Origin of the sequence: Planktotalea arctica, assembly GCF_002105285.1 — a bacterium.
GTDB lineage: Bacteria > Pseudomonadota > Alphaproteobacteria > Rhodobacterales > Rhodobacteraceae > Planktotalea > Planktotalea arctica.
Window position 1 is genome coordinate 28177 of sequence record NZ_MUHR01000011.1, and the last position, 26030, is coordinate 54206.

A 26030-nucleotide genomic window follows, 5' to 3' on the forward strand; every position below is an offset into this window, starting at 1 on the left:
AATTTCGGATCCGCGCGACTGACCGTGAATGTCGATAGAGGGGATCACGTGTGAGTGGTGGCATCCTCGGTCAGTTTAAGCGATGTTTCTTTCTCAAGCTCCGCAAGCATCCGCAAAGCCGAGCGTAGCTCGCGTGGGTTGTCTGCGTTTGCCAATATTTCTTGAAAATAGGTGCGAAGGGCTTCCAGTGCCTTTGGGGTTTGGGTCTGCTTGCTTTGATCACCATAGCGCGCGATGGCCTCATGCTCCTTTAGGAAGACATTGCCGCGGATGTCCGAGCGTGTGCGCAAACGTTCGGTGCGCTCGATCGAGCAATCCAGAAGTCCGGCCATAGCGGTCACCTTGCCCATAGATGTTGGCGCGCCGAGGTAGTCGTAGGGCGCATTGCCGGAACGTTTCAGCACGCGGTTCATGAGTGGGTCGATCACGGCAACCGCATCGGTCACACCCGCATCCATTGCATATTCACAGGCCGCGATCATGATCTCGGAGGTGACGTAGCTGATTGAATTCTTGGCGCGCGCACAGCCCGTGGCACTAAGGCGATCGGTATCGACGCACAGACGTGTGGCTTCCCAGATCAACGGGCTGCGCGGGGCAGGTTCGCCTTGCAAAATAGCAGAGAAGACATCCGCCAGCATATTCGGACCTGTTGTCTGTAGAATTCGCATCGAGCCTACGACTTTGCCCGAGCTATCAATGCTAACAAGTGTCGTTGGATTAAGTGTGTCGAAGACATCGGTTTCTAGGCCGTCGTTTACATCAACATCCCATCCTAGACGATCCCGAAATACCCGGGCACGCAGGGCATAGGTCTGTTCAAGCAATTGGCTGAAGTGATGAGCATTAATACCATCTATCGAAATAATCATCTGTCCGTTCCCCACTTATCAAAAATCATCCTTAACGGCTCTACGCGGTAGCGCTATTAGGGGAATCCCGTAGATACACGTAAAAGTTGAGTGGGCGCGCCGTAAAAATCCAGGGAAGTAGATATTTGAATTTCTTTTGGCAGGGGGCTGCGAAATTTTGCAGACTATAGCCGCGTCTATTTGGGGTAAATGAAGCCCATTGCTATCGCGCGGCCCACCGCTTGGGGGGTCGTGAGGGCGCAGAGCTTTGATCGCGCTGATCTAAGGTGGACTTCCACCGTGCGCGAAGAGATCGACAGGATGTCTCCGATATCGATCTGGCTTTTTCCCGCGGCCGTCCATTGCAGCACTTCGCATTCTCTTGAAGACAGATGAGGACGGCGCAGCGCATGGCCCAGAGTGTCCGATTGCATGACGGTATCATGTAGCGAAACAGCAGCGGTTTGCAGCTCACCAATCACATTCTTGCGCAGTTTGTCCCACGTCTCACGAGAGCAATCGCGGGCAACGCTGATCAATCCGACCTCACCGTAGGGGCCGTGAATCGGTATGCTAAGTCCTTGTTCCGCAATGTTGAAATCCCGAGCATGTTCAAAGACTTTCTTGAAGTCTTCATGTTCGCTCAGGCGTTGCCAATCCACGGGTGCAATCGAGCGCATTGGCAGGTGCAATGTGGGGTCCACATTTTGAAACCGTTGCGCACCGTAGTGTTCTTTCCACTCGTTAGAGTAGGTAGAAAAGCCGATGACCTGATCGGACACGGTGTTTACGGCGCAGTAAGTTGCGAAATCCAGTTCGAGCTTGTCGCATAGATCCGTCAGGAACGAGGTGAACCCCGCTTCCGATTTTTCCAATGCTCCAAGATCGACAATGTCCATGATTAGCCTTGCTCCAGCGCTCAAAAAGCGGCTGACGCATGCTCTCACGTCTTAGGCGTTAACACAATGATTGTGTCGCGCAGTTTGCGATCGGGCTTAGACGGTTACGGGTTCGGATGTTTTGGAAAGCGTGCGCAGAAACGCAAGGACAGCCATTTGCTGGTCAGTCGGAAGGGTTTCAACCAAAGCAAGAATTTCCCCAACGCGGGCATCGGTAAGGGCGTTCATCGGCGCGTTTGAACGCGGTGCCTGAGGCGTGCTGTCGTCGCCAACCGCGCGGTCAAGTCCTTGGAAGAAGTAGGAAATCGGAACACCAAGCGTTTCGGCAATCATCAAAAGACGGGACGCGCTGACGCGGTTTGCACCGGATTCATATTTCTGGACCTGTTGGAAACGCACACCGACGGCCTCGGCCAAGGTCGTTTGGGAGATTTTCAAAGCAATACGGCGCCCTTTGATGCGCGCGCCAATTAAAACATCGATATTCGTCATATGTACCACCTTGATTACTAAACCTCACGTTGTTTACCGTTGACGTGGGCTGTTATTGCGTCATTTGACCACTAATATGCAGCGGTTGCAAGCGCTCGTAATGTATACGGTTAAAGGTGTCCTAGAGTAATCGTTTGAAAGCCCTAAAAATGGCGGGAATTTGCTTGGGATTATCGCTCTGTACATAAATAAAAAAGGGCCACATATCTAAATGCGGCCCTTATTCAATTCAATTGATTACCTGTTGGCAATGAATTGGCTGTTTACGATTCGTCTGTTGCTGGCTCGGACGCGGCAGATGGCTGATCGTCGTCATCCATTGCGGCAGAACCCAGATCGTCGAAGAGTTCAGCGATTTCGAAATCAGCGGCGGCTTCTTCCTCGGCAGCGAGTTCCTGAATGGACTTGCCGGAGGCCTGAAGCTCTGCTTCTTCAACAGAACGCGCAACGTTCAATTCGATCTCTGCATCCACTTCTGGGTGCAAACGAACTGTGACCATGTGCAGGCCCAGCTCTTTGATCGGAGCTTGCAGGACGACCTGCTTGCGATCGACGGAGAAACCGTCGGCTGTTGCCGCTTCGGCTGCATCGCGTGTGGTGACGGAGCCGTAGAGATAGCCCGCGTCAGATGCTTGGCGAATCACGACAAACTGCTGGCCGTTCAAGCGGGAAGCCATATCTTCGGCTTCTTTCTTGCTTTCCAGGTTGTTTGTCTCCAGCTGCGCTTTACGCACTTCAAAGCTGGCGATATTCGCGGCAGAGGCGGTCAGGCCTTTGTTCTGCGGAAGCAGAAAGTTGCGTGCGTAGCCGGATTTTACGTCAACAACATCGCCCATCTGGCCGAGTTTCGCGACGCGCTCAAGAAGGATAACTTTCATGTCAGGTTCTCCTTATTTCACGGCGTAGGGCAGCAGGGCGAGGAAGCGGGCGCGTTTGATGGCACGGGCCAATTCACGCTGCTTTTTCGCGGATACTGCGGTGATACGGGACGGCACGATCTTGCCACGCTCAGAGATGTAGCGCTGAAGCAGTTTCGTGTCTTTATAGTCGATCTTTGGTGCATTCTCGCCTGAGAAGGGGCACACTTTGCGACGGCGGAAAAATGGTTTTGCAGCCATGGTTTAGAGTCCTTTCTTCAGGTTAAATTAGCGACGCTCACGGCGTTCGCCGCGCTCTTCGCGTTTCTGCATTTGAACGGAGGGCAATTCGGCATGCTCGTCCATTTTGATCGTCAGAACGCGCATGACATCGTCATGTAGGCGCATCAGACGCTCCATTTCGTGCACGGCGCTTGCCGGTGCATCAGAGCGCAAAAAGGCGTAGTGGCCCTTGCGGTTCTTGTTGATCTTGTAGGCCATCGTCTTGACACCCCAATACTCGCTATCCACGAGTTTGCCGCCGTTGTCGGCGAGGACGGTGCCAAAATGTTCGATAAGACCTTCGGCTTGCGTGTTGGACAAGTCCTGCCGCGCAATCATGACATGCTCATATAAAGGCATGTGTGCTCCATTCATGTATCGGCGCATTTCAAAGACCGGGCAATGCACTTTCCGCGCCCATGGTCACGAGAGACTGCGCAGTGAAAAATTCCTGCGGAAAGCTGTGCTCTGTTAGCGGCCTTAGGTGCGCTTGGCAAGGGCGCGGCGAGCGGGGCATGAAAGGGTCAAAGAGGTGCCACATTCATAGCGCAAATTCAGGTGATGATAGACTTGGTATAATGTCATTTTTGGTGAGTAAGCCCCATGTCGGAGATTTCCTCCTATACGCTGGCAACGCAATCGCGGCGCGGATCTGGTTTGCGCAACAGCGACCCGTTATTGCGCCGCTTTCTAGGGATCGTTTGCGTGCTGGTTGCCGTCGGGCTTTGGATCACACCGGGTTTGAATGCGGGTGCGGATTTGCTTTTGATCAAGACCGCGCAAACCGGATTTGTGATTTTGATCGCAATCGCGACGCTTTTGTCCAAACGCTAGGGCCTTTACCGCGCGCGCCTAGGTTCGTGAGGCGTCATGTTCATTGGCGCACACGCTATGTTGATCGGCAATGGATTGCGCCGCGCGCGTTTTACACCGCATGCTTGCTTCATATTTAATTGGAGTGAGCTAAATGAAATCTTTCCTATTCGCCGCCGCATTCGCCCTTGCAGGCACATCTGCTTTTGCAGCCCCCGAGAAATACATGCTCGACGCGAGCCACAGCCAGATCGTGTTCTCTTACGATCACATCGGCTTTTCTACGACATACGGCATGTTCTCGGGCTTTGAAGGCGAGATCATGTTCGATCAGGAAGATCCCGCTGCCTCGAGCGTCAACGTCTCTATGCCGGCAAAATCCATGATTACGGGCTGGGAACAGCGCTTGGGTCACTTTATGTCCCCCGATTTCTTCGACGCCAGCGACGAAGAGATGATTTCGTTCACGTCGACCTCCATTGAAGTCACGGGCGACGACACGGCCTTGATCACCGGTGATCTGACAATCAACGACGTGACCAAATCGGTCGTGCTTGATGCGGTTCTGAACAAAGTGGGTGAGCATCCGATGGCAGGCAAGGCATGGGCCGGCTTTGATGCGACGACATCCTTGATGCGCTCTGACTTCAACCTTGGTGCATTTGCACCGGCGGTGAGCGACGAAGTGAAAGTGATGATTTCGATTGAAGCGGCCAAAGCCGAATAATCACCCATCAGTTTTTAGAAAGAAGGCCGCCGGAGTGATCCAGCGGCCTTTTTTATGTGCGCTTGTTCAATAGGGTTATTCGCTGCGCAGAGCCGTCAGTTCGATCATGACGCGAACCTCGAAGGCGAGGGAGCTTTCGTCCGGCATATTATCCCCAATCCCGAAGTCGCGCCGGTCCAGCAACAAAAGCCCTGACATGCGCGCCGTGTTCTCTTCGATAGAGAGATCGAAGGGCATCGACACCGGCATCTCGGCACCGCGAATGCGCAGGGTGCCAGCGGCGATGTAGCCATCTGGCTCGTTGAGCAGTTCGGCGCTGAAAACGGCTGTTTCATGGTTTGCTGCGTCAAAGAAATCGGGGCCCAGCGCCTGCGCTGTGACAGAGCCGAGCGTGAGCGAGCCGATCGAGACCACTGCACGCACCGATCCGTGCGAGCCAGCGGTGTTGCGAGGGGCGTAGGTGATATCGGCGGTCCAATCCTCGAAACTGCCCGTGACCTGAGAACCGAATTGCGTGATGGAAAGCGCAAGCGTGCCGCTTTGTACCTGCCACTCGCTTTGTACCTCAGCGAGCGCAGCGCGCGCCACGCTGGCATCGTGGCTCTTGTAGAGCCCGAGTGTGGAGCCAACGGCGATGGCCGCGGCCCAAGCGATAAGCGCGGCGCCGAATGGTGCGAGTTTGTTGGCTTTATGCGGCGTGCCCGCCTCTGTGCGTCCGGGCAACATACGGCGCAGCGTGTCGTCCTTGTCTATGAAGTGATGCTTGAGCGCGCCAACGACGTGCAGCGCGATCGAAATGACCAGCACACGTTCGAACACGATATGCAGACCCGCCGTCAGACCTGCCAGCGCTTCGCTTTTGGGCACCATTGGCAGGTTTTGCCCGAAGGGCCACCAGATGGGCGCGAAGCCTGCGGTGGAGGCATGGTGAATCCAGCCGGTCAGCGGCACCAGAACGAGCGAGCCATAGAGCAGCCAGTGCACCAGTTCGGCCAGAAAGCTCTCGGCCTTACGCTCGGGATGCAAGCCTGCGGGTTTGGGTTGGCTGATCGCCCATGCGATACGGGCGAGGGCGACGAAGAAGGCGGTGACGCCGACAGTCTTGTGCATGGAAAAGAGGAAGGCTTTGAACGCCAGTGCCTCACTGGTGTCATAGGGCAGTCCATTGGCGATGATCCCGAGCGGGATGGCGGTGAGGATCAGCAAAACGGTCAGCCAATGGAAGGCCTTTGTGACGGAGCCATAGCTGCGGGGGGTATTTAAAGCGGACATAAGGACAATTCCAATGCAGGCGGTGCGATTGCTTGAACCCTAGCGGCTGGGGCCGGGCTGTGCAGCCCCTATCTTGGAACAGCGGCTGTGCAGATATGCAGAGCAAGTGGGCGGCGCGCGCGTGGGCAGGCTTGCGAGCAGAGCCGTGCGCGGCTAGAGATTTGTCCAAAGAGCAATCAGGAGATGCGATATGACCAAAGCCTTTGTTTTCCCCGGTCAAGGGGCGCAATCCATCGGTATGGGCAAAGCGCTGGCAGACGCCTATCCGGCGGCGAAAGCGGTATTCGACGAGGTGGACGAAGCGCTTGGTGAAAAGCTGAGCACGTTGATCTGGGAGGGTGCGCAGGATAATCTGACGCTGACCCGCAACGCGCAACCTGCGCTGATGGCGACCTCGCTTGCGGCGATGCGCGCGCTGGAGGCCGAAGGTTTTGCGGTGACGGACGCGGCCTATGTGGCGGGGCATTCGTTGGGGGAATATTCGGCGCTGGCCGCAGCGGGTGCGTTGAGCATTTCTGACACTGCGCGGCTGCTGCGCACGCGCGGGCAGGCCATGCAAGAGGCGGTGCCAGTGGGCGTTGGCGCGATGGCGGCTTTGCTCGGCCTTGATTTCGAGACGGCCAAAGCGGTCGCCGAAGAGGCGGCGCAGGGCGAGGTCTGCCAAGCGGCCAACGACAATGACCCCAGTCAGGTGGTGGTTTCCGGTCATTTGGGCGCGGTCGAGCGCGCGCTGGTGATCGCCAAAGAAAAAGGCGCGAAACGCGCGATGCTTTTGCCCGTTAGCGCGCCGTTCCACTGCGCCTTGATGGAGCCTGCGGCACGGGTGATGTCGGAGGCTTTGAATGCGGTTCAGATCAATGTGCCAAGCGTGCCGCTGGTGGCCAACGTACGTGCAGAGGCAGTGAGCGATCCCGCGCTGATCCGCGCGCTTTTGGTCGAGCAGGTGACAGGATCGGTGCGCTGGCGCGAGAGCGTCGGCTTCATGGGCGCGCAAGGCGTAGATGTGATCTGGGAAATCGGCGCGGGCAAGGCGCTTTCGGGCATGATCCGGCGCATCGAGCGCGAGATTACGTGTAGCGCGGTTGGCACGCCCGAGGATATCGCCAAACTGGAGCGTTAGGCGCGCCTATTCGGCTGCGATTGCAGCGGCGTGGGCGGGCCTGATCGGGCGTGCGGGGCGACCCGGTCGGCTCGTTAGAGAGGGCTTGGCCACTGGCACCTGTGGCGCTTGCGCTGCAGGTTTCAGGTAGGCGGCGATCTTGGTGCGAATGTCCTTGGACGTGTCCGCGCTTGATAGTTTGATCGTGGGCAGGCCTGCCTGACTGAGTGCGCTCAGGATCACCGCCCGCTCGATTGCCTTGTTGCCGATGGCAGGGCTTGCGGCGGTCACGTCCAGCGCGAGTATGCAACGACCGGCACGATCGAACACGCCGAAATCCACATATTTTCCAGTGATAGCGGATAGCGCATTGGCGCGCGCGGGGCCGACGGCCTCGACCCCCGGTTCGAGCAGCGCACAAAGCGCGGTACGCGCCATGATCATATAGCCTGCACCTGCCTCATTCACGACCGATTGCACCAGAACGCGCATGCGAGCTTCATCAGGGGTGAGGGCAGGGCGCGCTTTGAAACTGATGGCGGTCACGTCTTCGAGTTGCTGCGCAGGGCCGCGCACTGCGTTTTTCGCGGAAGCGAGCGGGGGTAGTTCTGGGATTATGTCGACAACCTGTGCGCGCTCAAGGGGCAGTTCGGGCGCGGCCTTGTCAAAGCTGGCAGGGGCAACTCCACCGGTGTGGGGGTGATCGGGGGCACCGACATAGGGTTGTGGTATAACCAGCGCGATGTTCTTCACGCGTGCTTTGCGCCACTTGGAAAAACGCCGCTTCGCAATGATCAGCGCCAAGATAGCGCCAAGGCCGTAAAGCAGGGTTTGAGGGTTTTGTTGCAGGAAAACCTGGTCTTTCAGCACAGGGATATGTTGAAGGATCATCGAGGGATCAGAATATTCTACGGCCATATTTTTCAAGCTGCGCGTGAATTGCGTGATTTGCTGCTCTATCATGCTGTTGCCTTGATCCTGATTGACGTTTGCGTGTGTGGAACTTTGCTGGCCATAGGGCTAGCGGTGAATTTTGCCGAAAGCGGGGCATTGGTGTGAAAACACGGCGAAGCGGGCGTCTTGCGCCCTTGCACCGCGGTGAGGGCGGCGGGTGTTTGCCGAAACAGTTTGTCTTTGTTTTGATTGTTGTGATTGTGGCACCGGGGGGCCACGCTTTGTGCGAGGCAAGCAGAAAAGGATAAGAGCAATGAAGAAGCGTGTGTTTTTGATCGGGATTGGGGCGTTCGGTTTAAGCGGCGCATTGAGTGGCTGTGCGATCCTGCGCCGCGGGCCGGAAAATGTGCCTGTGGTGCGCGAGGGCTTTGTGGTGCGCCCCGAGCCGGTGGCGCAAAACAATATGACCGCGTTTTTGCCCGAGGGCGATACGATTTATCTTTCCGGTTCGATCAACGCGGATACGGCCGCAGGCTTTGCCGCCGTGCGCGAGGCGAATCCAGATGCGCGCCGCTTGGTCCTTCTGGAGGCCGACGGCGCAGCGGGTAGCGCGGAGGCGATGGGCTTTGGGCGTGCGGTGCGCGAGGCGGGGTTTGCAACGCATTTGCGCAACGATAGCGTGATCAGCGGCGGCGCGGTGGACGCGTTTCTGGGCGGCACGCAGCGCACCATGGAGGACGGTGCAGTGATTGGCGTGGTGCGCACCAAGGACGGCGATGCGCATAAGGCTTTCGCCAGCGAAATGACTGGCGGCGACGGCTATGCGCGCTTTGCGCAAGAATTTGGCGGGCGCAGACGCCCTCGGGCGATGACAATCGCAGAAATTGGCGCTATGGGGATCGTGAGCGCCGATCTCGGCAATGTATTAGCGACGAATTAGACGCCGATCCTGCGGGGGATTGGCGCAGCAGGAAAGGTTCATAACATGTTTGATTTGACAGGAAAATGCGCACTGGTGACAGGTGCGTCCGGCGGAATTGGTGCGGATATCGCGCGCGCATTGCACAGCGCTGGCGCAAGCGTTGGATTATCCGGTACGCGGGTCGAACCATTGGAGGCTTTAGCCGCTGAGCTGGGTGAGCGCGCCTTCGTTCTGCCTTGCAACCTGTCGGACATGGAAGCGGTTGCAGAGCTGCCCAAACAGGCGATTGCTGCAATGGGATCGGTGGATATTCTGGTAAATAACGCAGGCATCACGCGCGACAATCTGTTCATGCGTATGTCGGATGATGAATGGCAATCGGTGCTGGACGTCAACCTGACGGCGACAATGAAGCTGTGCAAGGGTGTGATGCGCGGCATGATGAAAGCGCGTTGGGGGCGGATTGTGAATATCTCGTCCATCGTCGGGGCAACGGGCAATCCCGGGCAGGCAAACTATGCTGCGTCCAAAGCGGGGATGATCGCGATGGGCAAATCGCTGGCTTATGAGGTTGCCTCGCGCGGGATTACGGTAAATGCGATCGCGCCCGGATTCATCGAGACGGCAATGACTGACAAGCTGACCGAGGATCAAAAGGGCGGTATTCTGGCGCAGGTGCCAGCGGGCCGTATGGGCACGCCAAACGAGATTGCTGCGGCGGTGATCTATCTGGCGAGCGCGGAGGCCTCTTATGTCACCGGCGCGACCTTGCATGTGAACGGCGGAATGGCCATGCTTTGAGCCAAGGGAGACGGGGCGTTGATTCCGTTTGCCTTAAGCACCGCGTGTGTTATAGCGGCGCATCATTGGCCTTGGATGCGTGAATTCAGGGTGGTCTTTCGGGACTGAAAGCTGCCCTGTTAGGGTAATAACAAGTGCCCCGATGGGGACAGGCACCAACGGGCCGCTGGCCCATAAGATAAGGATTTCGAGATGAGCGACATCGCAGATCGTGTTAAAAAGATCGTTGTTGAGCACCTGGGTGTGGAAGAAGATAAAGTTGTTGAAGGTGCATCCTTCATCGACGATCTGGGCGCAGACAGCCTCGACACAGTTGAGTTGGTCATGGCGTTCGAAGAAGAGTTCGGCATCGAAATTCCCGATGACGCAGCTGAGAACATCCAGTCCTTCGGCGACGCGGTAAAGTTCATCTCCGAAGCTGCGTAAGCAGCTTTCGTTAGACTTAAAGAGCGCCCCTCGCGAGTAGATCGCGGGGGGCGTTTTTTTTTGTGTGCTCTTGGAGCGCCTCCTTCGTCCCATGCCGCTTGGACCAGTCGTGCATAGCCGTATTAACCCCAAGATTGATGACCAGTTCCATCAAATCATCGCCAACACCTACGGGCAGATCGCCCTGATTGATCGTAACATCGGGGGTATTCTCATTGCTTTGCAAGAAGCTGGGTGAGACGAGACCCCCATCGTTATCTACATCGGCGATTATGGCGACTGGCTGGGTGATCACGGGCTGATCCTGAACGGGCCGATGCACTATGAGGGTCTGTTGCGTGTCCCGGTGATCGTCAAATGTCTAGGTTTTCCGGTTAGCAAGAAAGTCGATGGGCCAGTATCAATTCTTGATCTGGGCGAAACGTTTTTGATTATGGCGGTGCGACGCCCCTTCAAACACAACATGGGGCCTTCTTGCGCCTATGGCTTTTTAGATCGGAAAACAGATGCAATCTAAGGTTGCCACCCGGCTATTCATCGCTCAGTAATCTTGTATTTGCAAAGTGGGGGCAACACCTTGAGCAAAGGGGGACTTTTCGCTGCAAGTCCTATGAACGGCTGCTTTCTATGCAAAGCGGCGAAGAAGAAACGATAGCAGTTGTGCAATTTTTCTGCCGTGTGCGCTTGCGGCACGCTGTGATCGGCATTGATGCGAAGTTTAGCGATGCAACGCAGCATGAAAACCTGTCGTTCGTCCCAACTTATGAGAAAATTTAACGGTTCGTAATCAAATCTTTGGATTTTTGGGTCTTTTCGGCGGGTATTGCTCTCGGCCAATTTGGAAATTTCTATGCACTCGTGGCATTGCACGTGGTACTGCGGACTTGCTTGAAGATGCTTGTCGGTGACCACTGGTCTGGAGCAATCGGAATTCTTAGTTGCTATCCGCAACAAGCCGCATACCAAGGTGCGCAGGCGGCGCACCGACTGCGCAGCCCCCGCGTGCAGGGTCGCGTATCAGATAGGACATGACAGCCTCATGTTCGCCGCCCAAGACAAAGGCAGGGCAACGGTCAGGATTGATAGTGTCTTTGCCATCTGCGCCAGAGTAGCAATCGCTGGTCCATTCCCAGACGTTCCCGTCAAGATCGGTGATGCCTGTTGATGTTGTGGAAAACGCACCGCTCGGGCGCAGGGCGCGGCCGGTTTGGTTCGCTTCGGTCAAATAGCTCGAGGCCCATGTTAAAGACGGGTCAGTAAATATCGGATCTGCCTTTTCAGGCATCACTTCTTTGGAAATTTCCCTCCACTCCGCAGCGGAGGGCAAACGCCACTGAAGCGCGTTTTGAGTGTTGATCCACGTCACAAATTGCATCGCATCAGGATAGCTAAGACCCGTTGCGGGGAAATCGACGTCCCTGATCTTGCGTGAAAAGTCGAGTGCGCAGTAGCCTGCATCGTAGCACGCCTGCCATTCAAGCACAGCGACTTCGTGTGTCTGGACCTTCAGTTGACGACCATCTTGCAGGGTCAGCAATTCTGCTTGCACGATGTCGCTCATGGGGGATGATAAATCAGGGCCATGCGGGATGAACGCGGCCCCGATCACGGCCGCTGCCAAACCAATCAGCACACCACGGCGACGGGACATTCGCGACGGAACTGAGTGAAATTCAACAGCGGCCATTGGTCTGATCCTTATGCTAACCTGTTATGCTTCGAATTCACGCGGAGCGACGACTTGCTCCATCAGTGCGTTGTCCCATTCACCTTCGACAACAAAGTGAGCCGTGCCGCCCAGCATCGCACCGATGATCAGGTTGTGGTTCACATAGGCGTAAACGCCCGGTTGCTCGAAGGTGTACATCGCTGCCACCGCGCTACCGCCGCGCACAAACCATGTTTCCATGCCAGTCATCGGCTGGTCGCTGAACGAAGATTCCCAGACATATTCACCGTGACCACCGATCAGGTGGGGTCTGCTGTCCACGTTGCACGAGTTGTGGATTATCAGGACAGTTTCTCCGACTTTGGCTTTCAGAGCACCCTCGCCAGTCAGGGCACCGACTGCGCCATTGAAGACCTGATGGGTCGGGGTCAAAGTGCGCATCGCATCAAGGCTATCGGTGTAGTCCTCGCCTGCTGTATCGTATTTGCGATACTCGCCGTTCTCGTCCATCGGCAGGTAGTAATCCTGCTCGCCGATATAGGCGATGCTGTCATAGATTAGTTGGTTGCCATCCTTGTCTTTGAGGCCATCGCGCGGCAGCACCATAATCGCGCCGTTCATACCGTGGCACACGTGATACGGGATCATCGCGCCGCCGGGGGCGCAGTGGTATGTAAAGCAGCCGGGCTTGGTCGCCTTCCAGCGCAGCACGCATTCCTCGCCGGGATAGACGTGGGTCAGACCACCACCGCCTAGCGCGCCTGTAGAGGCGTGAAAGTCGATATTATGCTCCATCTGGCTATCCACAGGATTGCGCAGCGTTAGCTCGACCATATCGCCTTCATGGCAGATGATCAGCGGACCGGGGACGGAACCGTTATAGGTCAGCGCCCAGATTTCAGCGCCCGTGTCTTCGTCCACAACCATCAGAACTTCGCTGGTTTCCATGGTGATTTCGATGATCTTTGGGCCGCCTGTCGCGATTTGTTCATGCTTTGGGGCAAAGGGCGGTGCGACCAATTCCTGCTTTACGCGGGTGTAGCCAGACATATCCGCAGGTTTTGCAGTGCTATCCGCTGTCTGCTCAGCCGCTGCTTTATACAGCTTGGCAGATGTTGCGTTTGCGGCGTGCAGTTTGGGGGCACGCGGAGTTGCCATTGCACCTGCACCAGTCAGCGCTGCCGCGCCAGCAAGTACAGAGCCGCGCAACACATTACGGCGGCTGGTTTGCATAAGGCCGGGGTTGAAAAATTTGGTCATGGCTTGTCTCCTTGGAGTTAGCTTTGGGTAGAATGAGTAAAAGTGTAATCAGAGCCCGCTCAGGGCTTCTTCAAACCTTTCTTTGGCTTTCTTGGGCAAACGGCCTTCAAGAAAACTGTCGGGGGCAATGGCTTCATCGCCAACAGCAACGGCCATCACCATGCCCATGGCAAAGTGCGGCTTGCATTGAACGCCGTAAAAGCCGGCCTCGGGAAAAGTCACTTCGATCTCTTCGTTGATCTTGCCTTTGAAGCTCTCTGCGCCCTCGGGCATCATGCCTTTGACGCTTTCGGCATTGTGGCCTAGGTCTGTGGCCAGAAACTTGACCGTATCACCCGCCGCAATGCGCAGCGCAGACGGTTCAAAAATCATCCGGCCATTTTCGCCTTTGTTCAGCATTTTAACTTCAAAGGTCTCGGCAACGGCTGGCCCGCCAAGGGCGATAACAATTGCTGTGGATGTCATTAGGGTGCGAAACATTTTCTTTCCTCTCGGTGTCTGCATCTGTTGGCAAAAGGTTTAATGCGAGCGTCTGGGCCGCTCTTTGTGCAAACGCAAACTTCTGACCGCTAACGGAAATAAACTTGATTGCTGGCCCTAACAGGTAAAGGCCGTTACCAATTACGCACACCTGTGGATTGGATAATCATCTTGCCAACATCAATGGACGAAAGCCTGCTTGCCCCTTTGCCGCCGTTTTCGCTTTTGAAACGTGAGCAGATCAGAGCAATTCTGGATCATGCCGTCAGCCGCAGGGCCGACGTTGGCATCACTGTGTTTAATGAAGGTGACGCGGCAGAGCGATTTTTTCTATTGCTGGACGGAACCATACGCGTCGCGAAAGTGACGCCGGATGGCGAGCAGGTGACATCGCTACACATACCCGCAGGGCAGTTGTTCGGCATCGCGCCGGCGCTTGGGCGCGATGCTTATCCGGCAAGCGCAATCTCTGCATCAGAGGTGTTGTTTTTGTCATGGCCCGTTTCGCTCTGGCACAGTTTCATTGCTGATTATCCGGGCTTTGCAACCGAAACATATAAAACAGTCGGAGAGCGCGTAGCAGAGATGAATACCCGCATCATGGAAATGTCGACGCAGCATGTTGAGCAACGCATCGCACGCGCACTTCTCAGGCTGGTGAAGCAGTCTGGCAAACGCACAGATGAGGGGATCGAAATCAGTTTTCCGATCACCCGTCAGGATGTCTCGGAAATGACGGGCACGACCTTGCACACAGTCAGTCGCCTTCTGAGTGCTTGGGAAAAAGACGGGTTGGTCAGCAGTAAACGCAAAAAGATCGTGGTTTGTGATGCACACCGCCTTGTTGTTTTGGGTGGTGCCTAGTCAGTCACCAATGGCACGGTGCAGTTCCAGACGAAACAGCGCTTCGTCCAGATCATATTCCAGACAGGCATCTATGACGGTGTGAAACGAATTCACCGTACAGCCAACGCAGAGCATTTTGTGCCGCAAGAAGACCGCGACCGTTTCGGGCCAGATCGACATTAGGGTATCCAGATCAAGATCGGGATCATCCAGGTTCGCGCGTCGCATTTTAAAGTCCTCTCATATCCTTTTTGTCTAAAGCAAAAAATCAATCCAAACGTTGTGCTAACGCAAACTTCGCTTTTTTAGCTCTTGGTAATTCTGGCTCAATAACACTTGAATGGAGGGCAGAAGGATGGCCGAAACCCTGACAAAGTCGCATGCACGCAATATTTACTACGCAGGATTTCTGCCGTCACATAAAGTTGGGCGTCAAAGCGATTTGAGTATTGGAGGCTCTGGTTCGTTTGTTTGATTATTCTGCTTGTTTTTGATGTTACAAGCGGCGTTGTCGGATGATAATCCCCCCATTTTTAATGGGGTCAGACCGCAGAATTCAGGCGGCTGTTTTCAGTTTCATGGCAGGTGTCATGCCGCCGATGCCCATGTTGGGTCGTTCGTTGTTGTAAGCCCAGCGCCATACCGTGGCCTGATCCTGTGCCTCCTTGATCGTTTCAAAGATGTATTGGCTGAGCCATTCGATAATCTGGTTCAGGCTCCGCACCACGCGTTCGGCGGGCAATGAGAAGTCGACCTTGATGCAAAGACCCTCGCGATTGAAGGTATCCAGGACGTTCAGTGTCCGGATCAATCAGCCGCCGGAGAGTTGATTTGCCATAAAATTCATCGACCACGGTAGATCCGGTACACGCGTTTATGGTTCCAGCCATAGCCCTGCACATTGCGCAGATACAGAAAGCAAAGGCCAAAGTAACCGCGTCATTGGCACCGCCTGTCTGAGCATTAGGCTTTGTTCTACGTGCGCCGCCAGTTCGAAGCCCTACGTCCCCGCCGTATCCTGCGCCCGCGCCAAATTGACGGACGTGAATCGGACCTCGATGCCATATCGCAAGCCGTGCGGAAAATCGCGCTGGCGCTTTACCCCTTCGGTGCGTGCGCGATGGCAATAAACCTCTTTTACGCCTCGCTGATCGGATCTTGGGTGGGCTTTCCAGTGATATCTAGCGGATGGCCAATCGTGCTTGGTGCAATTATTAGGGTGCCTGCAACATGAGTGTTCGCGCGCCACATACGAACCTTGATGGATGAATCTGAGCCATGAAAATCGACCTTAGCCAAAACGAACCTGTCATTGAGGCCACAGACCTTGCAAAGTACTTGGACCTCACCCCCGAAGCCGTCAAAGACTTGATGCGCGCTGGGGCAATCACAAGCCTTTTTGAAACGGGCGTTGATGAACATGCGGGCAGCCACCGCCTTACTTTCACGTACCGCACTATCAGAGTGCGGTTTACCTGCGACAGCGAGGGCAAGGTACTTAAAACAGCGCGCTTTTCCATAGGATAAAGACCATGATCACCAGCGAGAAAATGCGCCAATGGACCGGCCCTTCACTTTTTTCACACGGGTTCAGAGCGTTCTTCTTGTTCGGCGCACTTTGGGCCGCGCTGGCGATGCTGCTTTGGACTTTCATGCTTTCGGGATATCTTGACTTGCCCACACGGTTTGACCCCGTGTCATGGCATGCGCATGAGTTTCTGTTCGGATGTCTGGGGGCCATCATCGCGGGCTTCCTATTTACCGCTGTGCCAAATTAGACAGGTCGTTTGCCTGTTGTTGGCTGGTCTTTGGCGCTGCTATTGGCAGCTTGGGTGTTGGGACGCATTGCGATTGCTTTTTCCGCGCGCGACTTTGGGGCATTCCAATCAAACGCCTAAGGCAGGGACCGGCAGCGTCATCATGTTTCTATCCGTGTTGGTCTCGGTCTTGATGCGTATTTGTGCTGGCGTCTGGCCAGACGGAGCGAGCATGTTCTGAGGCAACGGTATGTTGTCTTCATTGGGATGTTCATCGTCTGCTTGATTACATTGTCTTGTGCGAATTTCAATTATCCTCAAGTCAGGATAATATCTCTCAAACATATTCTTGAGATTTTTTAGACGAACACTCATTTCGTTTCAAAGCATGACCTTGCCAGCCCCATATGCCTCCTCTTGCCCCCAAGCCCCATACATTGGTAAACCCTACAAAAGAACATAGCATTGAGAGGGCAGTTTATGCGCAGAGTCGTTGTCACAGGATTAGGTCTCGTCACGCCATTAGCGTGCGGAGTGGAAGAAACGTGGAGCGCTATTTTGGCGGGCAAGTCTGGCGCGGGTCCGATCACGCGCTTTGATGCGTCGCGCGTAAAGACCAAATATGCCTGCGAAATCCCCCTTGGTAATGGCACGGACGGCACGTTCAATGCGGACGACTGGATGCTTCCCAAGGAGCGGCGCAAGGTGGATGACTTTATCCTCTACGGGATTGCGGCGGCCGAGCAGGCGGTACGCGATGCCAATTGGATGCCCGAGGACGAGGAGGACAAGCTGCGCACGGGCGTGATGATCGGTTCTGGTATTGGCGGTCTGAACTCGATCGCAGAGACCGCGATCCTGATCCATGAGCGTGGCCCGAGCCGTGTGTCGCCGTTCTTTATTCCCGGTGCGTTGATCAATCTGATCTCTGGTCAGGTGGGTATTCGTTACGGCTTTAAAGGGCCGAACCACGCGGTCGTGACGGCTTGCTCGACCGGCGCGCATGCGATTGGCGATGCGGCGCGGTTGATTATGACGTCTGATGCGGATGTGATGATTGCGGGCGGCGCTGAAGCGTCGATTTCCGAGATTGGCATTGCAGGTTTTAATGCGTGCAAGGCGCTTAGCACCAAGCGTGAAGATGATCCGACCAAGGCGAGCCGTCCTTATGACACTGACCGCGACGGGTTTGTCATGGGCGAGGGCGCGGGCGTGGTTGTGCTGGAAGAATACGAACATGCCAAAGCGCGCGGCGCGAAGATTTACGCCGAGGTGATCGGTTATGGTCTGTCGGGCGATGCCTATCACATCACCGCGCCGAGCGAGAGCGGCGAGGGCGGCGAACGCTCCATGCGCGCGGCGCTTGGCAAGGCGGGGCTTGAGCCTAAAGATATCGATTACATCAACGCACATGGCACATCGACCATGGCGGATACCATCGAGCTGGGCGCTGTCGAGCGGATGATGGGCGAGCATGCTGGCAAAGTCACTATGTCCTCGACCAAGTCGATGACGGGTCACTTATTGGGGGCAGCGGGCGCAATCGAGGCGATTTTCTCGATCCTTGCGATCCGCGATCAGGTGGCTCCGCCGACGATTAACCTCGATAATCCAGCGGTTGAGACAGCAGTCGATCTGGCCGCGAATGGCCCTGTAAAGCGCGAAATTAACGTGGCGCTCAGCAATTCCTTCGGATTTGGCGGGACCAACGCCAGCGTGCTCTTCGGAAAGGTCGAGTAATATGTGGCGCCACATTGCCTCTAACGCGGTGACATTTTTGATCGTCGCGCTGTTCTTGCTCGGGGGGATGATCCTGTGGGGACAGGGGCAGTATCGCAATGCCGGACCACTGGATCAGGCGATTTGTCTCAAGGTTGAGCGTGGCTCCAATATGGGCACGGTCAGCCGCGATCTGGATGCAGAGGGCGCCGTGAGCAGCGCTGCGATCTTCCGGATAGGCGCTGATTACGAGGATAAGACCGGATCGTTAAAAGCGGGCAGTTTTCTGGTGCCGGAGAACGCCTCGATGGAAGAGATCGTCAGCATCATTACGCGCGGCGGCGCGAGCACATGCGGCACCGAAGTGGTGTACCGCATTGGAGTAACGCGCGCGACGGTGCAGGTACGCCAGCTTGATCCGGCAACGAACCGTTTTGTCGAAAAGGCGAGCTTTAATCCAGCGGAGGAAGAGGCTCCCGAGATTTACACGCAGCTGCGCGGCGAGAACGATACGCGCTATCGCATTGCGCTGGCCGAAGGTGTGACGAGCTGGCAGGTAATCGAGGAGTTGAAATCGGTCGATCTGCTGGAGGGCGATGTGGACGCGGTGCCGGCAGAGGGCATGCTTGCGCCCGACAGCTATGAGGTGCGCGCGGGCGATACGCGCGCGGCTTTGGTGGCGCGGATGCAGGACGCACAAGAGCGCAGGATTGCGCAGGTCTGGGCAGCGCGTCGCGATGGTTTGCCGTTGCAGAGCGCTGAAGAGATGCTGACTCTTGCCTCGATTATCGAGAAGGAAACCGGCGTTGCAGAAGAGCGCAGGCAGGTGGCCTCGGTCTTTGTGAACCGTTTGAACCAGGGGATGCGTTTGCAGACGGACCCGACGGTGATTTACGGAGTGACGCGGGGCGAGGGCGTTTTGGGGCGTGGATTGCGTCAAAGCGAGCTTCGCCGCGAGACGCCTTGGAATACCTATGTGATAAACGGGCTGCCGCCTACACCGATCGCCAACCCCGGACTTGCAAGTTTGCAAGCGGCGGTCAATCCAGACGAGACGCCGTTTATCTTTTTCGTGGCGGATGGAACCGGAGGGCATGCTTTTGCGGTGACGCTCGCGGAGCATAATGCCAATGTGGCGCGCTGGCGTTTGATCGAAGCGGAGCGCGCGAATAATTGAGTGCGATTGATTGAAGATGGGCCTATTGAAGCCAGGCGTGGGGGCGCTGCCCCCGTCCATCCAAGATGGACTCCCCCGAGGTATTTCAAGACCAGAGAAGCGAGGCACCGGTTAACGATTTGTTAGGCTGAGCGGTCGCTAGAGCGCGCGCGTGGGCGCGGTTTTGCTTGACTTAGCGAACGGACTCGCCTATAAGTTGTGACATGCTAGGAGAAATGGCAAAGCGGCACCGGATAATTCCGGGGGCCGCTTTTTTGTTTCGCTCGTGCGGAGAAAACTCGCATGAGGAGTAAAGCTGTATGACACCAACATCCCCGCGTGTGATTGCTCAGAGTTTAGATGAGCTTGAAACATCGGCCAAGGCTCAGGTCGTGAGCGCCATTGAGGCGCTTAATCGACTGATGGCCGAGGTTGATGCTGGGAAGGTCGGGCCTAAATCCGAGGTCGCCAAGGTTCTTGGAGACATTCGGGATTGGTTGAAAATCGCTCATGAGATGGAGTTGCGTCTTGAAAAATCAGACCAAGGCAGAACAGGGAGCGGGCGAGGATATGCGCTCGATCTTGAGGAGGCCCGATCTAGCATCGGGTGCAGGTTGGATCGCTTGCGAAGATCGTGCTGTTCAGGAAAAATTTCTGGATGACATGGAGGAGGGAGAGCTTTTGGCTCTCCCTTTTTTGTTCGAGTTCTGGGCGATGCCGCATCAACTGCCGCCCGAGGGCGCTTGGCGGGCCTGGGTCGTGATGGGGGGGCGCGGCGCAGGTAAAACGCGCGCGGGGGCCGAGTGGGTGCGCACGCAAGTCGAGGGTGCGGGGCCGATGGATAAGGGGCGATGTTCGCGGATTGCCTTGATTGGCGAGACGGTGGATCAGACCCGCGATGTGATGATTTTTGGCGAGAGCGGGATTTTGGCGTGCTCGCCACCCGATCGCCGGCCTGAGTGGCAGGCGACGCGTAAGCGGCTGGTTTGGCCGAACGGGGCAGTGGCGCAGGTATTTTCGGCCCATGATCCCGAAGCGCTGCGCGGGCCGCAGTTTGACGGGGCCTGGGTGGACGAGTTGGCCAAGTGGAAGCGGGCGGATGAGGCCTGGGATATGCTGCAGTTTGCGCTGCGCCTTGGCGAGCATCCGCAGGTTTGCGTGACGACCACGCCGCGCACTGTCGGGGTTTTGAAAGAATTGCTGAAAGCGCCAAGCACGGTGGTGACCCATGCGCCGACGCAGGCCAACCGCGCCAATCTGGCGAGCAGTTTTCTGAAGGAAGTCGAGCGGCGCTATGCGGGCACGCGGCTGGGACGGCAGGAATTGGAGGGGGTGTTGCTTGAGGACAGTGAGGGCGCACTGTGGGGTAGCGCGTTGTTAGAGAGTTTGAGGGTAGAGTGTATTCCAGAGGTTGATCGCATTGTTGTCGCGGTGGACCCGCCAGCAGGGAGTAAGAGCGGCGCGGACGAGTGCGGGATTGTTGTGGTGGGAGTGCAGTGCGGCGGCGCACCGAATGAATGGCGTGCGGTGGTGCTGGAGGATGCGAGCCTCCAAGGTGCATCGCCCCACGGTTGGGCAAGCGCGGCGATTGCGGCGATGGAGCGATGGAAGGCGGAGCGCTTGGTGGTCGAGGTCAATCAGGGCGGCGATATGGTGAGTGCGGTTTTGCGTCAGGTTGATCCTATGGTGGCGATCACGGCGGTGCATGCGTCGCGCGGGAAGGTGGCGCGGGCGGAGCCTGTGGCGGCGCTATACGAGCAGGGGCGTGTGTCGCATGTGCGCGGATTGGCGGAGTTGGAGGACCAGATGTGCCGGATGACGGCGCGGGGCTATGATGGCAAAGGCTCGCCCGACCGCGTCGACGCGCTGGTTTGGGCGCTGCATGAGGTGATGATTGCGCCAGCGCTTGCCTATCGCAAGCCGCAGATACGGGCGCTGTAAAATTTAGCGCATTGGAGTGGGACCGGCGCGTGCCATGGTGGGGCGCGGACAGGGAAGCTGCGCGAAAAGGAGTGAGACATGGCATTTGATTTACTGAGGCGGCGCGGCGAAGTAGCGGCGCTCGAGACCAAAGCGAGCGCGACGGGGCCAGTGATTGCGTATCATGGCGCGGGGCGCGTGGCGTGGTCGGCGCGCGATACCGTATCGCTGACGCGCACGGGGTTTGTGGGAAATCCGGTGGGGTTTCGCGCGGTCAAGCTGATTGCAGAGGCGGCGGCGGCGGTGCCTTTGGTGCTACAGGATAATGCGCAGAGGTTTGAGCACCATGAGATTTTGACGCTGCTGGCGGCACCGAATGGGGCGCAGGGGCGGGTCGAGTTTCTGGAGGCATTGTTCGGGCAGCTCTTGCTGTCAGGGGATACATATGTGGAGGCTGTTGCCGCCGAGAGTGGCGCGCCGTTCGAGTTGCATGTGCTGCGCTCGGACCGGATGCGGGTTGTTCCCGGGGGTGATGGCTGGCCAGTGGCCTATGAATATGCTGTGGGCGCGCGCAAGGCGCGGTTCGATGTGAGCGGGGCAGTATCGCCGATATGTCATGTGAAATCGTTTCATCCGCAAGATGATCATTACGGGCTCTCGCCAATGCAGGCGGCAGCGACGGCGCTGGATGTGCATAATTCTGCCTCGCGCTGGTCAAAGGCTCTGCTGGATAATGCAGCAAGGCCATCGGGGGCGATTGTCGTCAAAGGCACGGACGGCAATGGTACGCTGGGGCCGGAGCAGTTCCAGCGTTTGCAGGACGAGATGGAGGCCTATCATCAGGGCGCAAAGAATGCGGGGCGTCCTATGCTGCTTGAGGGTGGTCTTGATTGGAAGCCGATGGGGTTCTCGCCCTCTGACATGGAGTTTCAAAAGACCAAGGAGAGTGCGGCGCGCGAGATTGCCATTGCCTTCGGGGTGCCGCCGATGCTGCTCGGGATTCCCGGGGATGCGACCTATGCAAATTACCAGGAGGCAAACCGCGCGTTTTATCGACAGGTGGTTGTTCCGCTGGCGGGCAAGGTTGCGGGCAAGCTGGGCGCTTGGCTAGCGGGCTACACTGGCGAGGCGGTAGAGTTGAAGCCCGACCTTGATCAGGTAGCGGCGCTGGCGGTGGAGCGGGATGCGCAGTGGAGCCGCGTTGCGGGGGCGGATTTTCTGAGCGTTGACGAGAAACGCGCGCTGTTGGGGCTACCGCCGCTTAGCGGCGAGGTGGCTGAATGAGCGAGCGCACAGATCGCTATGGGTTTGAGGCGTTTGATTGCGCTCCTGCGCTGCGCTTGGAGGCCCATGAGCGCGTTGCAAAGCTCCAGTTTGATGGATTGGGCAAGAGGCTAGATCGGATCGAAGAGTTGATTGAGCGATTGGAGCGGCGGCTTTGGTTGATGGTGTACGGCGTTGTTGCGGTGATCTTGGCGCAGGCTGTGCAGCCGTTGCTTTTAGCTGGCTAGCGGTTTGGGGCGCTGCCCCGTCTCAGCATGCTGAGACTCCCCGCGATATTTTTGGAAAGAGGAAACGGCATGCAGAGTGATGGTGGTTTAGAGCGCAAATTTTGCCGGTTTGGCGATGCGTTGACCGTAAAGGATGGTGTGGAGATTGAGGGCTATGCGTCGTTCTTTGGCGCGGCGGATCAGGGCGGCGATGTCGTGGTTAGGGGAGCCTATGCGGGGTCTTTGCAGGCATTGGCGGTACAGGGGCGGCAGGTGAAGATGCTTTGGCAGCATGACGCGAGCGCGCTGATTGGCGTTTGGGACGAAGTGCGCGAGGACGAACGCGGACTTTATGTGAAGGGGCGGCTTTTGGAGAGCGTAGCGCGGGGGCGCGAGGCGGTTGCCCTGATCGCGGCGGGCGCGCTTGACGGGCTCTCGATTGGCTATCGCACCAAAAAGGCAGTTCGCGGCGAGAATGGCACGCGCCATTTGCAGGAATTGGAGCTTTGGGAGGTGTCGCTGGTGACCTTTCCGATGCTGCCAAGTGCGCGTGTTGGTGCAAAGGGCGATGTGCTGGCAAGCGATATGCACGGGTTTCGCGCACTTGCTGAGGTTTTGCGCGGCGTTAGCAAAGAGTTGAATTTCTAACACTTAACGAAAGGACGAAGCGATGAGCGATCCTGAGATGAATTCTCGGGCCGGGGAAGACGTGTCTCCTGCCCAGGAACTGAAATCTGCCATGGCGGATTTCGTGGCCGGCTTTCACAGCCATACGGCCAAGACCGAGCAACGATTTCAACAGCAAGAAGAGCGACTGAGCATGTATGAACGTAAATCTTTGACACGAAACGCCCGTCCAGCTTTGTCGGGGGCGGCACTGGAAACGGCCCCGCACGAGAAGGCGTTCGGCGCTTACTTGCGCAATGGCGAGGAAGATGCGCTGCGCGGCATAGAGCTTGAGGGTAAGGCGATGTCCACGGCGGTTGCTGCGGATGGCGGTTATCTGGTTGATCCGCAAACCTCCGAAGCGGTTCAATCGGTGCTGCGCGGCGCGGCGTCCTTGCGCGCTGTTGCGAGCGTGGTGAATGTGGAGGCCACGTCCTATGATGTGCTGGTGGATCATTCTGACGCCGGTGTTGGCTGGGCGAGTGAAACGGCGGCCTCTGCGGAAACGGGCACGCCGCAAGTGGATCGCATTTCCATCCAGCTTCATGAATTGAGCGCACTGCCCAAGGTCTCGCAGCGCCTTTTAGATGACAGCGCCTTTGACATTGAGGGGTGGCTTGCGAGCAAGATCGCAGACAAGTTTGCGCGCGCAGAGAGTGCCGCGTTCATTAGTGGCGATGGCAACGACAAGCCCAAGGGTGTTCTGAGCTACGCCACGGCGGCAGATGGCACAGAGGTTTGGGGCGAGATTGGTCACATCGCTACAGGTGTGGACGGTGATTTTGCAGCGCTCAATTCTGGTGATAAGATTGTCGATCTGGTCTATGCGCTGGACGCGCGTTACCGCGCCAATGGTGTGTTCGTGATGAACTCCAAGACGGCGGGCCGTGTGCGCAAGATGAAGGACGGCGATGGTCGTTTCCTATGGTCCGACGGGTTTGCCGCGGGCGAGCCATCCCTGTTGCTGGGCTACAAGGTCGTCATTTGCGAGGACATGCCGGATGTGGCGAGTGGCCAAACCGCGATTGCCTTTGGCGATTTTGGCGCGGGCTATACAATTGCCGAGCGTCCAGATTTGCGCGTGCTGCGCGATCCGTTCTCGTCCAAACCCAATGTGCTGTTCTACGCCACCAAGCGCGTTGGCGGCGACGTGACGGATTTCAAAGCCATCAAGCTGTTGAAATTCGCACTCAGCTAAAAAGCTGGGCTGCGATTTGCGAAAGGCTGGCGATCGCGTCCGCCTTTCGCCCTTTGGGCGCGTGCAGAGAGAAAACCTGTGTTGTCTAGCTGCTCCCCTCCGTCCGAGCAACGCAGCTGTGCGCGTCCACCATTGCCGCCCCCGGGGAGGCCGACGTTAGATTTGGAGATATCGATGATGTTGATCGAAGAGGCTACAGTGCCGGACGGGGCCTTGCCCCTCGCGGCCTTCAAAGCGCATTTGCGCCTCGGGACGGGGTTTGGCGAGAGCGATTTGCAAGAGCCTGTCTTGAAGAGTTTTTTGCGCGCGGCTTTGGCAGCGATCGAGGCGCGCACGGGCAAGGCGTTGATTGCGCGTGAATTTTCATGGTCGGTTACACGTTGGCGGGATCCAGCCGCAGAGGTCTTACCGCTGGCGCCTGTGCGCGCTGTTGAGGCGGTAGAGATCGTCGACGGCGATGGAGTAGCAGCGGTTCTGCCGCCCGAGCGTTATGCTTTGGAGCAGGATGGACAGCGCCCTAAATTGATTGCGCGAGGGGCCGGATTTGGCACGATTTTGTGCGGCGGCAAGGCGGTCATTCGCTTTGAGGCGGGCTTTGGCGCGGCGTGGGACGAGTTGCCGAGCGATCTGGCGCAAGCAGTGTTTTTGTTGGCTGCGCATTACTATGAGTACCGGGACGAGACGGCATTGGCGCGGGGCTGTATGCCGTTTGGTGTGCAGACCTTGATCGAGCGATATCGCCCGATGCGCCTGTTCTCGGGTGGCCGCTCATGAGCGGGCTACGTTTGAACCGGGCGCTGGTTTTGGAGCAGCGCGTCGAGGTTGCGGATGGGGCGGGCGGTTTGCTGAATTCCTGGAACACGCTTGGCACGCTTTGGGCGGATATTCGCAGCTTTTCCGGGCGCGAGAGTGGTGGGCTGGGTGTGGCGCGCTCGAAAGTGGCTTTGAAAATTACGCTGCGCGCGGCACCGCAGGGGTCAATGATGAGGCCTACGCCAGATCAGCGCTTTCGTGAGGGCGCAAGGATCTATCTGATTACGGCCGTGGCAGATGGCGAGCCGCAGGGGCGCTATCTGACCTGCTTTGCAACAGAGGAGGTGGCGGCATGAGCGTGCTTTTATCTGGGGCCTTGCAGAGCGCGCTTTATACGCGGCTATCGGACGATCCGGTTCTTGCTGGGATCGTGGGCGTGCATGTCTATGACGCGGTGCCAGCGGGGCCTTTGCCGGATTTGTATGTGCTGCTGGGCGAGGAGGCGGTCAAGGATGCGTCGGACAAGAGTGGCGCGGGTGCGGTGCATGATTTGCTGATTTCGGTGATGAGCACAGCGGATAGCTTTCTGACGCTGAAGCAGGCGGCGAGCGCGATCTGGGACGCCTTGAGTAGCACCGATCTGGCGCTGAGCGAGGGGCGCGTGGTGGGACTTTGGTTTGCGTCAAGCAATGCCAAGCGCAGCGCAGCGGGGCAGCGCAAGATTGATCTGAAATTCAGGGCGCGCGTCGAGGCGTGAGTTGAAGCGGTAATTTTCCTAACG

At 57.2% G+C, this 26030-nt stretch carries 34 protein-coding genes and 1 pseudogene; 19 read left to right on the forward strand and 16 right to left on the reverse strand.

From position 1 onward, the window contains the following. Positions 1–44: 44 nt before the first annotated feature. The 6 genes from B9P63_RS10740 to rpsF form a co-directional block, all read right to left on the reverse strand. Complete coding sequence (locus B9P63_RS10740; protein WP_085308618.1) at positions 45–872, reverse strand: acyl-homoserine-lactone synthase; 828 nt, start codon at positions 870–872, stop codon at positions 45–47. Between the two features lie 176 nt (positions 873–1048). Beyond that, on the reverse strand, positions 1049–1750 hold the full coding sequence (locus B9P63_RS10745; RefSeq protein WP_085308620.1) for an autoinducer binding domain-containing protein: 702 nt from the start codon (positions 1748–1750) through the stop codon (positions 1049–1051). A gap of 96 nt (positions 1751–1846) precedes the next feature. Further along, on the reverse strand, positions 1847–2242 hold the full coding sequence (locus B9P63_RS10750) for a helix-turn-helix domain-containing protein (RefSeq protein ID WP_085308622.1): 396 nt from the start codon (positions 2240–2242) through the stop codon (positions 1847–1849). 263 nt (positions 2243–2505) lie between these two features. Beyond that, a complete protein-coding gene (gene rplI, locus B9P63_RS10755) occupies positions 2506–3120 on the reverse strand; it encodes a 50S ribosomal protein L9 (RefSeq protein ID WP_085308624.1) in 615 nt (204 codons plus the stop codon). A gap of 12 nt (positions 3121–3132) precedes the next feature. Continuing rightward, positions 3133–3360 carry a 30S ribosomal protein S18 gene (gene rpsR / locus B9P63_RS10760; protein WP_009805008.1) on the reverse strand — a complete coding sequence of 76 codons (228 nt, stop codon included), beginning with the start codon at positions 3358–3360 and terminating at the stop codon, positions 3133–3135. 27 nt (positions 3361–3387) lie between these two features. Then, a complete protein-coding gene (gene rpsF, locus B9P63_RS10765; RefSeq protein ID WP_085308625.1) occupies positions 3388–3741 on the reverse strand; it encodes a 30S ribosomal protein S6 in 354 nt (117 codons plus the stop codon). A 243-nt stretch (positions 3742–3984) separates the two neighbouring features. On the opposite strand from rpsF, the gene B9P63_RS10770 reads away from it, so the two are divergent. Continuing rightward, entirely contained in the window at positions 3985–4215 is a 231-nt protein-coding gene (locus tag B9P63_RS10770; protein WP_085308626.1) for a hypothetical protein, read from the forward strand. Positions 4216–4348: 133 nt separating this feature from the next. Continuing rightward, a complete protein-coding gene (locus tag B9P63_RS10775; RefSeq protein WP_085308628.1) occupies positions 4349–4921 on the forward strand; it encodes a YceI family protein in 573 nt (190 codons plus the stop codon). Between the two features lie 75 nt (positions 4922–4996). On the opposite strand, the gene B9P63_RS10780 is transcribed toward B9P63_RS10775, so the two are convergent. Then, positions 4997–6193, reverse strand: a complete 1197-nt coding sequence (locus B9P63_RS10780; protein ID WP_085308630.1) for a cytochrome b/b6 domain-containing protein — start codon at positions 6191–6193, stop codon at positions 4997–4999. Positions 6194–6383: 190 nt separating this feature from the next. Here B9P63_RS10780 and fabD point away from each other — a divergent pair, with 190 nt between their 5' ends. Further along, positions 6384–7313 (forward strand): ACP S-malonyltransferase, encoded by a 930-nt coding sequence (fabD, locus tag B9P63_RS10785; RefSeq protein ID WP_085308632.1) that lies wholly within the window; start codon positions 6384–6386, stop codon positions 7311–7313. A gap of 6 nt (positions 7314–7319) precedes the next feature. Here the strand turns inward: fabD and B9P63_RS10790 are convergent, their stop codons facing one another. Next, the gene (locus B9P63_RS10790; RefSeq protein ID WP_085308634.1) at positions 7320–8255 is read right to left on the reverse strand and encodes a DUF2726 domain-containing protein; all 936 of its coding nucleotides are present in this window, start codon (positions 8253–8255) and stop codon (positions 7320–7322) included. A 244-nt stretch (positions 8256–8499) separates the two neighbouring features. On the opposite strand from B9P63_RS10790, the gene B9P63_RS10795 reads away from it, so the two are divergent. From B9P63_RS10795 to B9P63_RS10805, 3 genes are all read left to right on the forward strand, one after another. Continuing rightward, positions 8500–9126 (forward strand): hypothetical protein, encoded by a 627-nt coding sequence (locus B9P63_RS10795; RefSeq protein ID WP_085308636.1) that lies wholly within the window; start codon positions 8500–8502, stop codon positions 9124–9126. 45 nt (positions 9127–9171) lie between these two features. Beyond that, positions 9172–9909 (forward strand): 3-oxoacyl-[acyl-carrier-protein] reductase, encoded by a 738-nt coding sequence (fabG, locus tag B9P63_RS10800; protein WP_085308638.1) that lies wholly within the window; start codon positions 9172–9174, stop codon positions 9907–9909. Between the two features lie 192 nt (positions 9910–10101). Then, positions 10102–10335, forward strand: a complete 234-nt coding sequence (locus tag B9P63_RS10805; RefSeq protein ID WP_085308640.1) for an acyl carrier protein — start codon at positions 10102–10104, stop codon at positions 10333–10335. Between the two features lie 16 nt (positions 10336–10351). On the opposite strand, the gene B9P63_RS10810 is transcribed toward B9P63_RS10805, so the two are convergent. From B9P63_RS10810 to B9P63_RS10830, 5 genes are all read right to left on the reverse strand, one after another. Further along, a complete protein-coding gene (locus tag B9P63_RS10810) occupies positions 10352–10630 on the reverse strand; it encodes a hypothetical protein (protein ID WP_139816252.1) in 279 nt (92 codons plus the stop codon). Positions 10631–10869: 239 nt separating this feature from the next. Beyond that, entirely contained in the window at positions 10870–11172 is a 303-nt protein-coding gene (locus B9P63_RS19350; protein WP_217806506.1) for a hypothetical protein, read from the reverse strand. A gap of 97 nt (positions 11173–11269) precedes the next feature. Next, entirely contained in the window at positions 11270–12022 is a 753-nt protein-coding gene (locus tag B9P63_RS10820; protein WP_085308645.1) for a formylglycine-generating enzyme family protein, read from the reverse strand. Positions 12023–12046: 24 nt separating this feature from the next. After that, positions 12047–13264: a copper-containing nitrite reductase gene (gene nirK, locus B9P63_RS10825; protein WP_085308647.1), complete on the reverse strand. Its 1218-nt coding sequence runs from the start codon at positions 13262–13264 to the stop codon at positions 12047–12049. Positions 13265–13312: 48 nt separating this feature from the next. Then, a complete protein-coding gene (locus B9P63_RS10830; RefSeq protein ID WP_085308649.1) occupies positions 13313–13744 on the reverse strand; it encodes a pseudoazurin in 432 nt (143 codons plus the stop codon). Positions 13745–13927: 183 nt separating this feature from the next. On the opposite strand from B9P63_RS10830, the gene B9P63_RS10835 reads away from it, so the two are divergent. Then, a complete protein-coding gene (locus B9P63_RS10835; protein WP_085308651.1) occupies positions 13928–14608 on the forward strand; it encodes a Crp/Fnr family transcriptional regulator in 681 nt (226 codons plus the stop codon). Here the strand turns inward: B9P63_RS10835 and B9P63_RS10840 are convergent, their stop codons facing one another. Together B9P63_RS10840 and B9P63_RS10845 are read right to left on the reverse strand one after the other, a co-directional pair. Continuing rightward, positions 14609–14818: a hypothetical protein gene (locus tag B9P63_RS10840; protein ID WP_085308653.1), complete on the reverse strand. Its 210-nt coding sequence runs from the start codon at positions 14816–14818 to the stop codon at positions 14609–14611. Positions 14819–15146: 328 nt separating this feature from the next. Further along, a pseudogene (locus tag B9P63_RS10845) lies at positions 15147–15520 on the reverse strand (integrase core domain-containing protein); the annotation flags it as partial. 348 nt (positions 15521–15868) lie between these two features. Between B9P63_RS10845 and B9P63_RS10855 the strand changes: the two are divergent. The 4 genes from B9P63_RS10855 to mltG all read left to right on the forward strand — a co-directional run bounded on the left by B9P63_RS10855 (position 15869) and on the right by mltG (position 19243). After that, positions 15869–16117: a DUF6522 family protein gene (locus B9P63_RS10855; protein WP_085308658.1), complete on the forward strand. Its 249-nt coding sequence runs from the start codon at positions 15869–15871 to the stop codon at positions 16115–16117. A 5-nt stretch (positions 16118–16122) separates the two neighbouring features. Beyond that, on the forward strand, positions 16123–16368 hold the full coding sequence (locus B9P63_RS10860) for an NnrS family protein (protein WP_342743590.1): 246 nt from the start codon (positions 16123–16125) through the stop codon (positions 16366–16368). Between the two features lie 459 nt (positions 16369–16827). Next, positions 16828–18087, forward strand: a complete 1260-nt coding sequence (gene fabF, locus B9P63_RS10870) for a beta-ketoacyl-ACP synthase II (RefSeq protein WP_085308662.1) — start codon at positions 16828–16830, stop codon at positions 18085–18087. 1 nt (position 18088) lies between these two features. Beyond that, complete coding sequence (gene mltG / locus B9P63_RS10875) at positions 18089–19243, forward strand: endolytic transglycosylase MltG (RefSeq protein WP_085308663.1); 1155 nt, start codon at positions 18089–18091, stop codon at positions 19241–19243. A gap of 335 nt (positions 19244–19578) precedes the next feature. On the opposite strand, the gene B9P63_RS19220 is transcribed toward mltG, so the two are convergent. Then, positions 19579–19734 (reverse strand): hypothetical protein, encoded by a 156-nt coding sequence (locus tag B9P63_RS19220; RefSeq protein ID WP_176219147.1) that lies wholly within the window; start codon positions 19732–19734, stop codon positions 19579–19581. Positions 19735–19792: 58 nt separating this feature from the next. On the opposite strand from B9P63_RS19220, the gene B9P63_RS10880 reads away from it, so the two are divergent. The 8 genes from B9P63_RS10880 (at position 19793) to B9P63_RS10915 (ending at position 26006) form a co-directional block, all read left to right on the forward strand. After that, positions 19793–21163 carry a DNA-packaging protein gene (locus tag B9P63_RS10880; RefSeq protein WP_085309200.1) on the forward strand — a complete coding sequence of 457 codons (1371 nt, stop codon included), beginning with the start codon at positions 19793–19795 and terminating at the stop codon, positions 21161–21163. A gap of 78 nt (positions 21164–21241) precedes the next feature. After that, a complete protein-coding gene (locus B9P63_RS10885) occupies positions 21242–22426 on the forward strand; it encodes a phage portal protein (RefSeq protein ID WP_085308664.1) in 1185 nt (394 codons plus the stop codon). Next, positions 22423–22653: a GTA head formation protein, RCAP_rcc01685 family gene (locus tag B9P63_RS10890; protein WP_085308666.1), complete on the forward strand. Its 231-nt coding sequence runs from the start codon at positions 22423–22425 to the stop codon at positions 22651–22653. The genes B9P63_RS10885 and B9P63_RS10890 overlap by 4 nt, the downstream gene beginning before the upstream one ends. A gap of 69 nt (positions 22654–22722) precedes the next feature. Further along, positions 22723–23280, forward strand: a complete 558-nt coding sequence (locus tag B9P63_RS10895) for an HK97 family phage prohead protease (RefSeq protein ID WP_085308668.1) — start codon at positions 22723–22725, stop codon at positions 23278–23280. 22 nt (positions 23281–23302) lie between these two features. Beyond that, the gene (locus B9P63_RS10900; RefSeq protein WP_085308670.1) at positions 23303–24496 is read left to right on the forward strand and encodes a phage major capsid protein; all 1194 of its coding nucleotides are present in this window, start codon (positions 23303–23305) and stop codon (positions 24494–24496) included. A gap of 174 nt (positions 24497–24670) precedes the next feature. After that, positions 24671–25270 carry a head-tail connector protein gene (locus B9P63_RS10905; RefSeq protein ID WP_085308672.1) on the forward strand — a complete coding sequence of 200 codons (600 nt, stop codon included), beginning with the start codon at positions 24671–24673 and terminating at the stop codon, positions 25268–25270. Further along, positions 25267–25605, forward strand: coding sequence for a head-tail adaptor protein (locus B9P63_RS10910; protein ID WP_085308675.1), 339 nt, complete (start codon positions 25267–25269; stop codon positions 25603–25605). The genes B9P63_RS10905 and B9P63_RS10910 overlap by 4 nt, the downstream gene beginning before the upstream one ends. Then, positions 25602–26006: a DUF3168 domain-containing protein gene (locus tag B9P63_RS10915; RefSeq protein WP_085308677.1), complete on the forward strand. Its 405-nt coding sequence runs from the start codon at positions 25602–25604 to the stop codon at positions 26004–26006. The genes B9P63_RS10910 and B9P63_RS10915 overlap by 4 nt, the downstream gene beginning before the upstream one ends. Positions 26007–26030 lie beyond the last annotated feature (24 nt).

Coding starts and splice junctions, on each gene's coding strand:
- B9P63_RS10740 (WP_085308618.1), bottom strand. CDS start 872: ATGATTATTTCGATAGATGGTATTAATGCTCATCACTTCAGCCAATTG.
- B9P63_RS10745 (WP_085308620.1), bottom strand. CDS start 1,750: ATGGACATTGTCGATCTTGGAGCATTGGAAAAATCGGAAGCGGGGTTC.
- B9P63_RS10750 (WP_085308622.1), bottom strand. CDS start 2,242: ATGACGAATATCGATGTTTTAATTGGCGCGCGCATCAAAGGGCGCCGT.
- rplI (WP_085308624.1), bottom strand. CDS start 3,120: ATGAAAGTTATCCTTCTTGAGCGCGTCGCGAAACTCGGCCAGATGGGC.
- rpsR (WP_009805008.1), bottom strand. CDS start 3,360: ATGGCTGCAAAACCATTTTTCCGCCGTCGCAAAGTGTGCCCCTTCTCA.
- rpsF (WP_085308625.1), bottom strand. CDS start 3,741: ATGCCTTTATATGAGCATGTCATGATTGCGCGGCAGGACTTGTCCAAC.
- B9P63_RS10770 (WP_085308626.1), top strand. CDS start 3,985: ATGTCGGAGATTTCCTCCTATACGCTGGCAACGCAATCGCGGCGCGGA.
- B9P63_RS10775 (WP_085308628.1), top strand. CDS start 4,349: ATGAAATCTTTCCTATTCGCCGCCGCATTCGCCCTTGCAGGCACATCT.
- B9P63_RS10780 (WP_085308630.1), bottom strand. CDS start 6,193: ATGTCCGCTTTAAATACCCCCCGCAGCTATGGCTCCGTCACAAAGGCC.
- fabD (WP_085308632.1), top strand. CDS start 6,384: ATGACCAAAGCCTTTGTTTTCCCCGGTCAAGGGGCGCAATCCATCGGT.
- B9P63_RS10790 (WP_085308634.1), bottom strand. CDS start 8,255: ATGATAGAGCAGCAAATCACGCAATTCACGCGCAGCTTGAAAAATATG.
- B9P63_RS10795 (WP_085308636.1), top strand. CDS start 8,500: ATGAAGAAGCGTGTGTTTTTGATCGGGATTGGGGCGTTCGGTTTAAGC.
- fabG (WP_085308638.1), top strand. CDS start 9,172: ATGTTTGATTTGACAGGAAAATGCGCACTGGTGACAGGTGCGTCCGGC.
- B9P63_RS10805 (WP_085308640.1), top strand. CDS start 10,102: ATGAGCGACATCGCAGATCGTGTTAAAAAGATCGTTGTTGAGCACCTG.
- B9P63_RS10820 (WP_085308645.1), bottom strand. CDS start 12,022: ATGGCCGCTGTTGAATTTCACTCAGTTCCGTCGCGAATGTCCCGTCGC.
- nirK (WP_085308647.1), bottom strand. CDS start 13,264: ATGACCAAATTTTTCAACCCCGGCCTTATGCAAACCAGCCGCCGTAAT.
- B9P63_RS10830 (WP_085308649.1), bottom strand. CDS start 13,744: ATGTTTCGCACCCTAATGACATCCACAGCAATTGTTATCGCCCTTGGC.
- B9P63_RS10835 (WP_085308651.1), top strand. CDS start 13,928: ATGGACGAAAGCCTGCTTGCCCCTTTGCCGCCGTTTTCGCTTTTGAAA.
- B9P63_RS10840 (WP_085308653.1), bottom strand. CDS start 14,818: ATGCGACGCGCGAACCTGGATGATCCCGATCTTGATCTGGATACCCTA.
- B9P63_RS10855 (WP_085308658.1), top strand. CDS start 15,869: ATGAAAATCGACCTTAGCCAAAACGAACCTGTCATTGAGGCCACAGAC.
- B9P63_RS10860 (WP_342743590.1), top strand. CDS start 16,123: ATGATCACCAGCGAGAAAATGCGCCAATGGACCGGCCCTTCACTTTTT.
- fabF (WP_085308662.1), top strand. CDS start 16,828: ATGCGCAGAGTCGTTGTCACAGGATTAGGTCTCGTCACGCCATTAGCG.
- mltG (WP_085308663.1), top strand. CDS start 18,089: ATGTGGCGCCACATTGCCTCTAACGCGGTGACATTTTTGATCGTCGCG.
- B9P63_RS19220 (WP_176219147.1), bottom strand. CDS start 19,734: ATGAGCGATTTTCAACCAATCCCGAATGTCTCCAAGAACCTTGGCGAC.
- B9P63_RS10880 (WP_085309200.1), top strand. CDS start 19,793: ATGCGCTCGATCTTGAGGAGGCCCGATCTAGCATCGGGTGCAGGTTGG.
- B9P63_RS10885 (WP_085308664.1), top strand. CDS start 21,242: ATGGCATTTGATTTACTGAGGCGGCGCGGCGAAGTAGCGGCGCTCGAG.
- B9P63_RS10890 (WP_085308666.1), top strand. CDS start 22,423: ATGAGCGAGCGCACAGATCGCTATGGGTTTGAGGCGTTTGATTGCGCT.
- B9P63_RS10895 (WP_085308668.1), top strand. CDS start 22,723: ATGCAGAGTGATGGTGGTTTAGAGCGCAAATTTTGCCGGTTTGGCGAT.
- B9P63_RS10900 (WP_085308670.1), top strand. CDS start 23,303: ATGAGCGATCCTGAGATGAATTCTCGGGCCGGGGAAGACGTGTCTCCT.
- B9P63_RS10905 (WP_085308672.1), top strand. CDS start 24,671: ATGATGTTGATCGAAGAGGCTACAGTGCCGGACGGGGCCTTGCCCCTC.
- B9P63_RS10910 (WP_085308675.1), top strand. CDS start 25,267: ATGAGCGGGCTACGTTTGAACCGGGCGCTGGTTTTGGAGCAGCGCGTC.
- B9P63_RS10915 (WP_085308677.1), top strand. CDS start 25,602: ATGAGCGTGCTTTTATCTGGGGCCTTGCAGAGCGCGCTTTATACGCGG.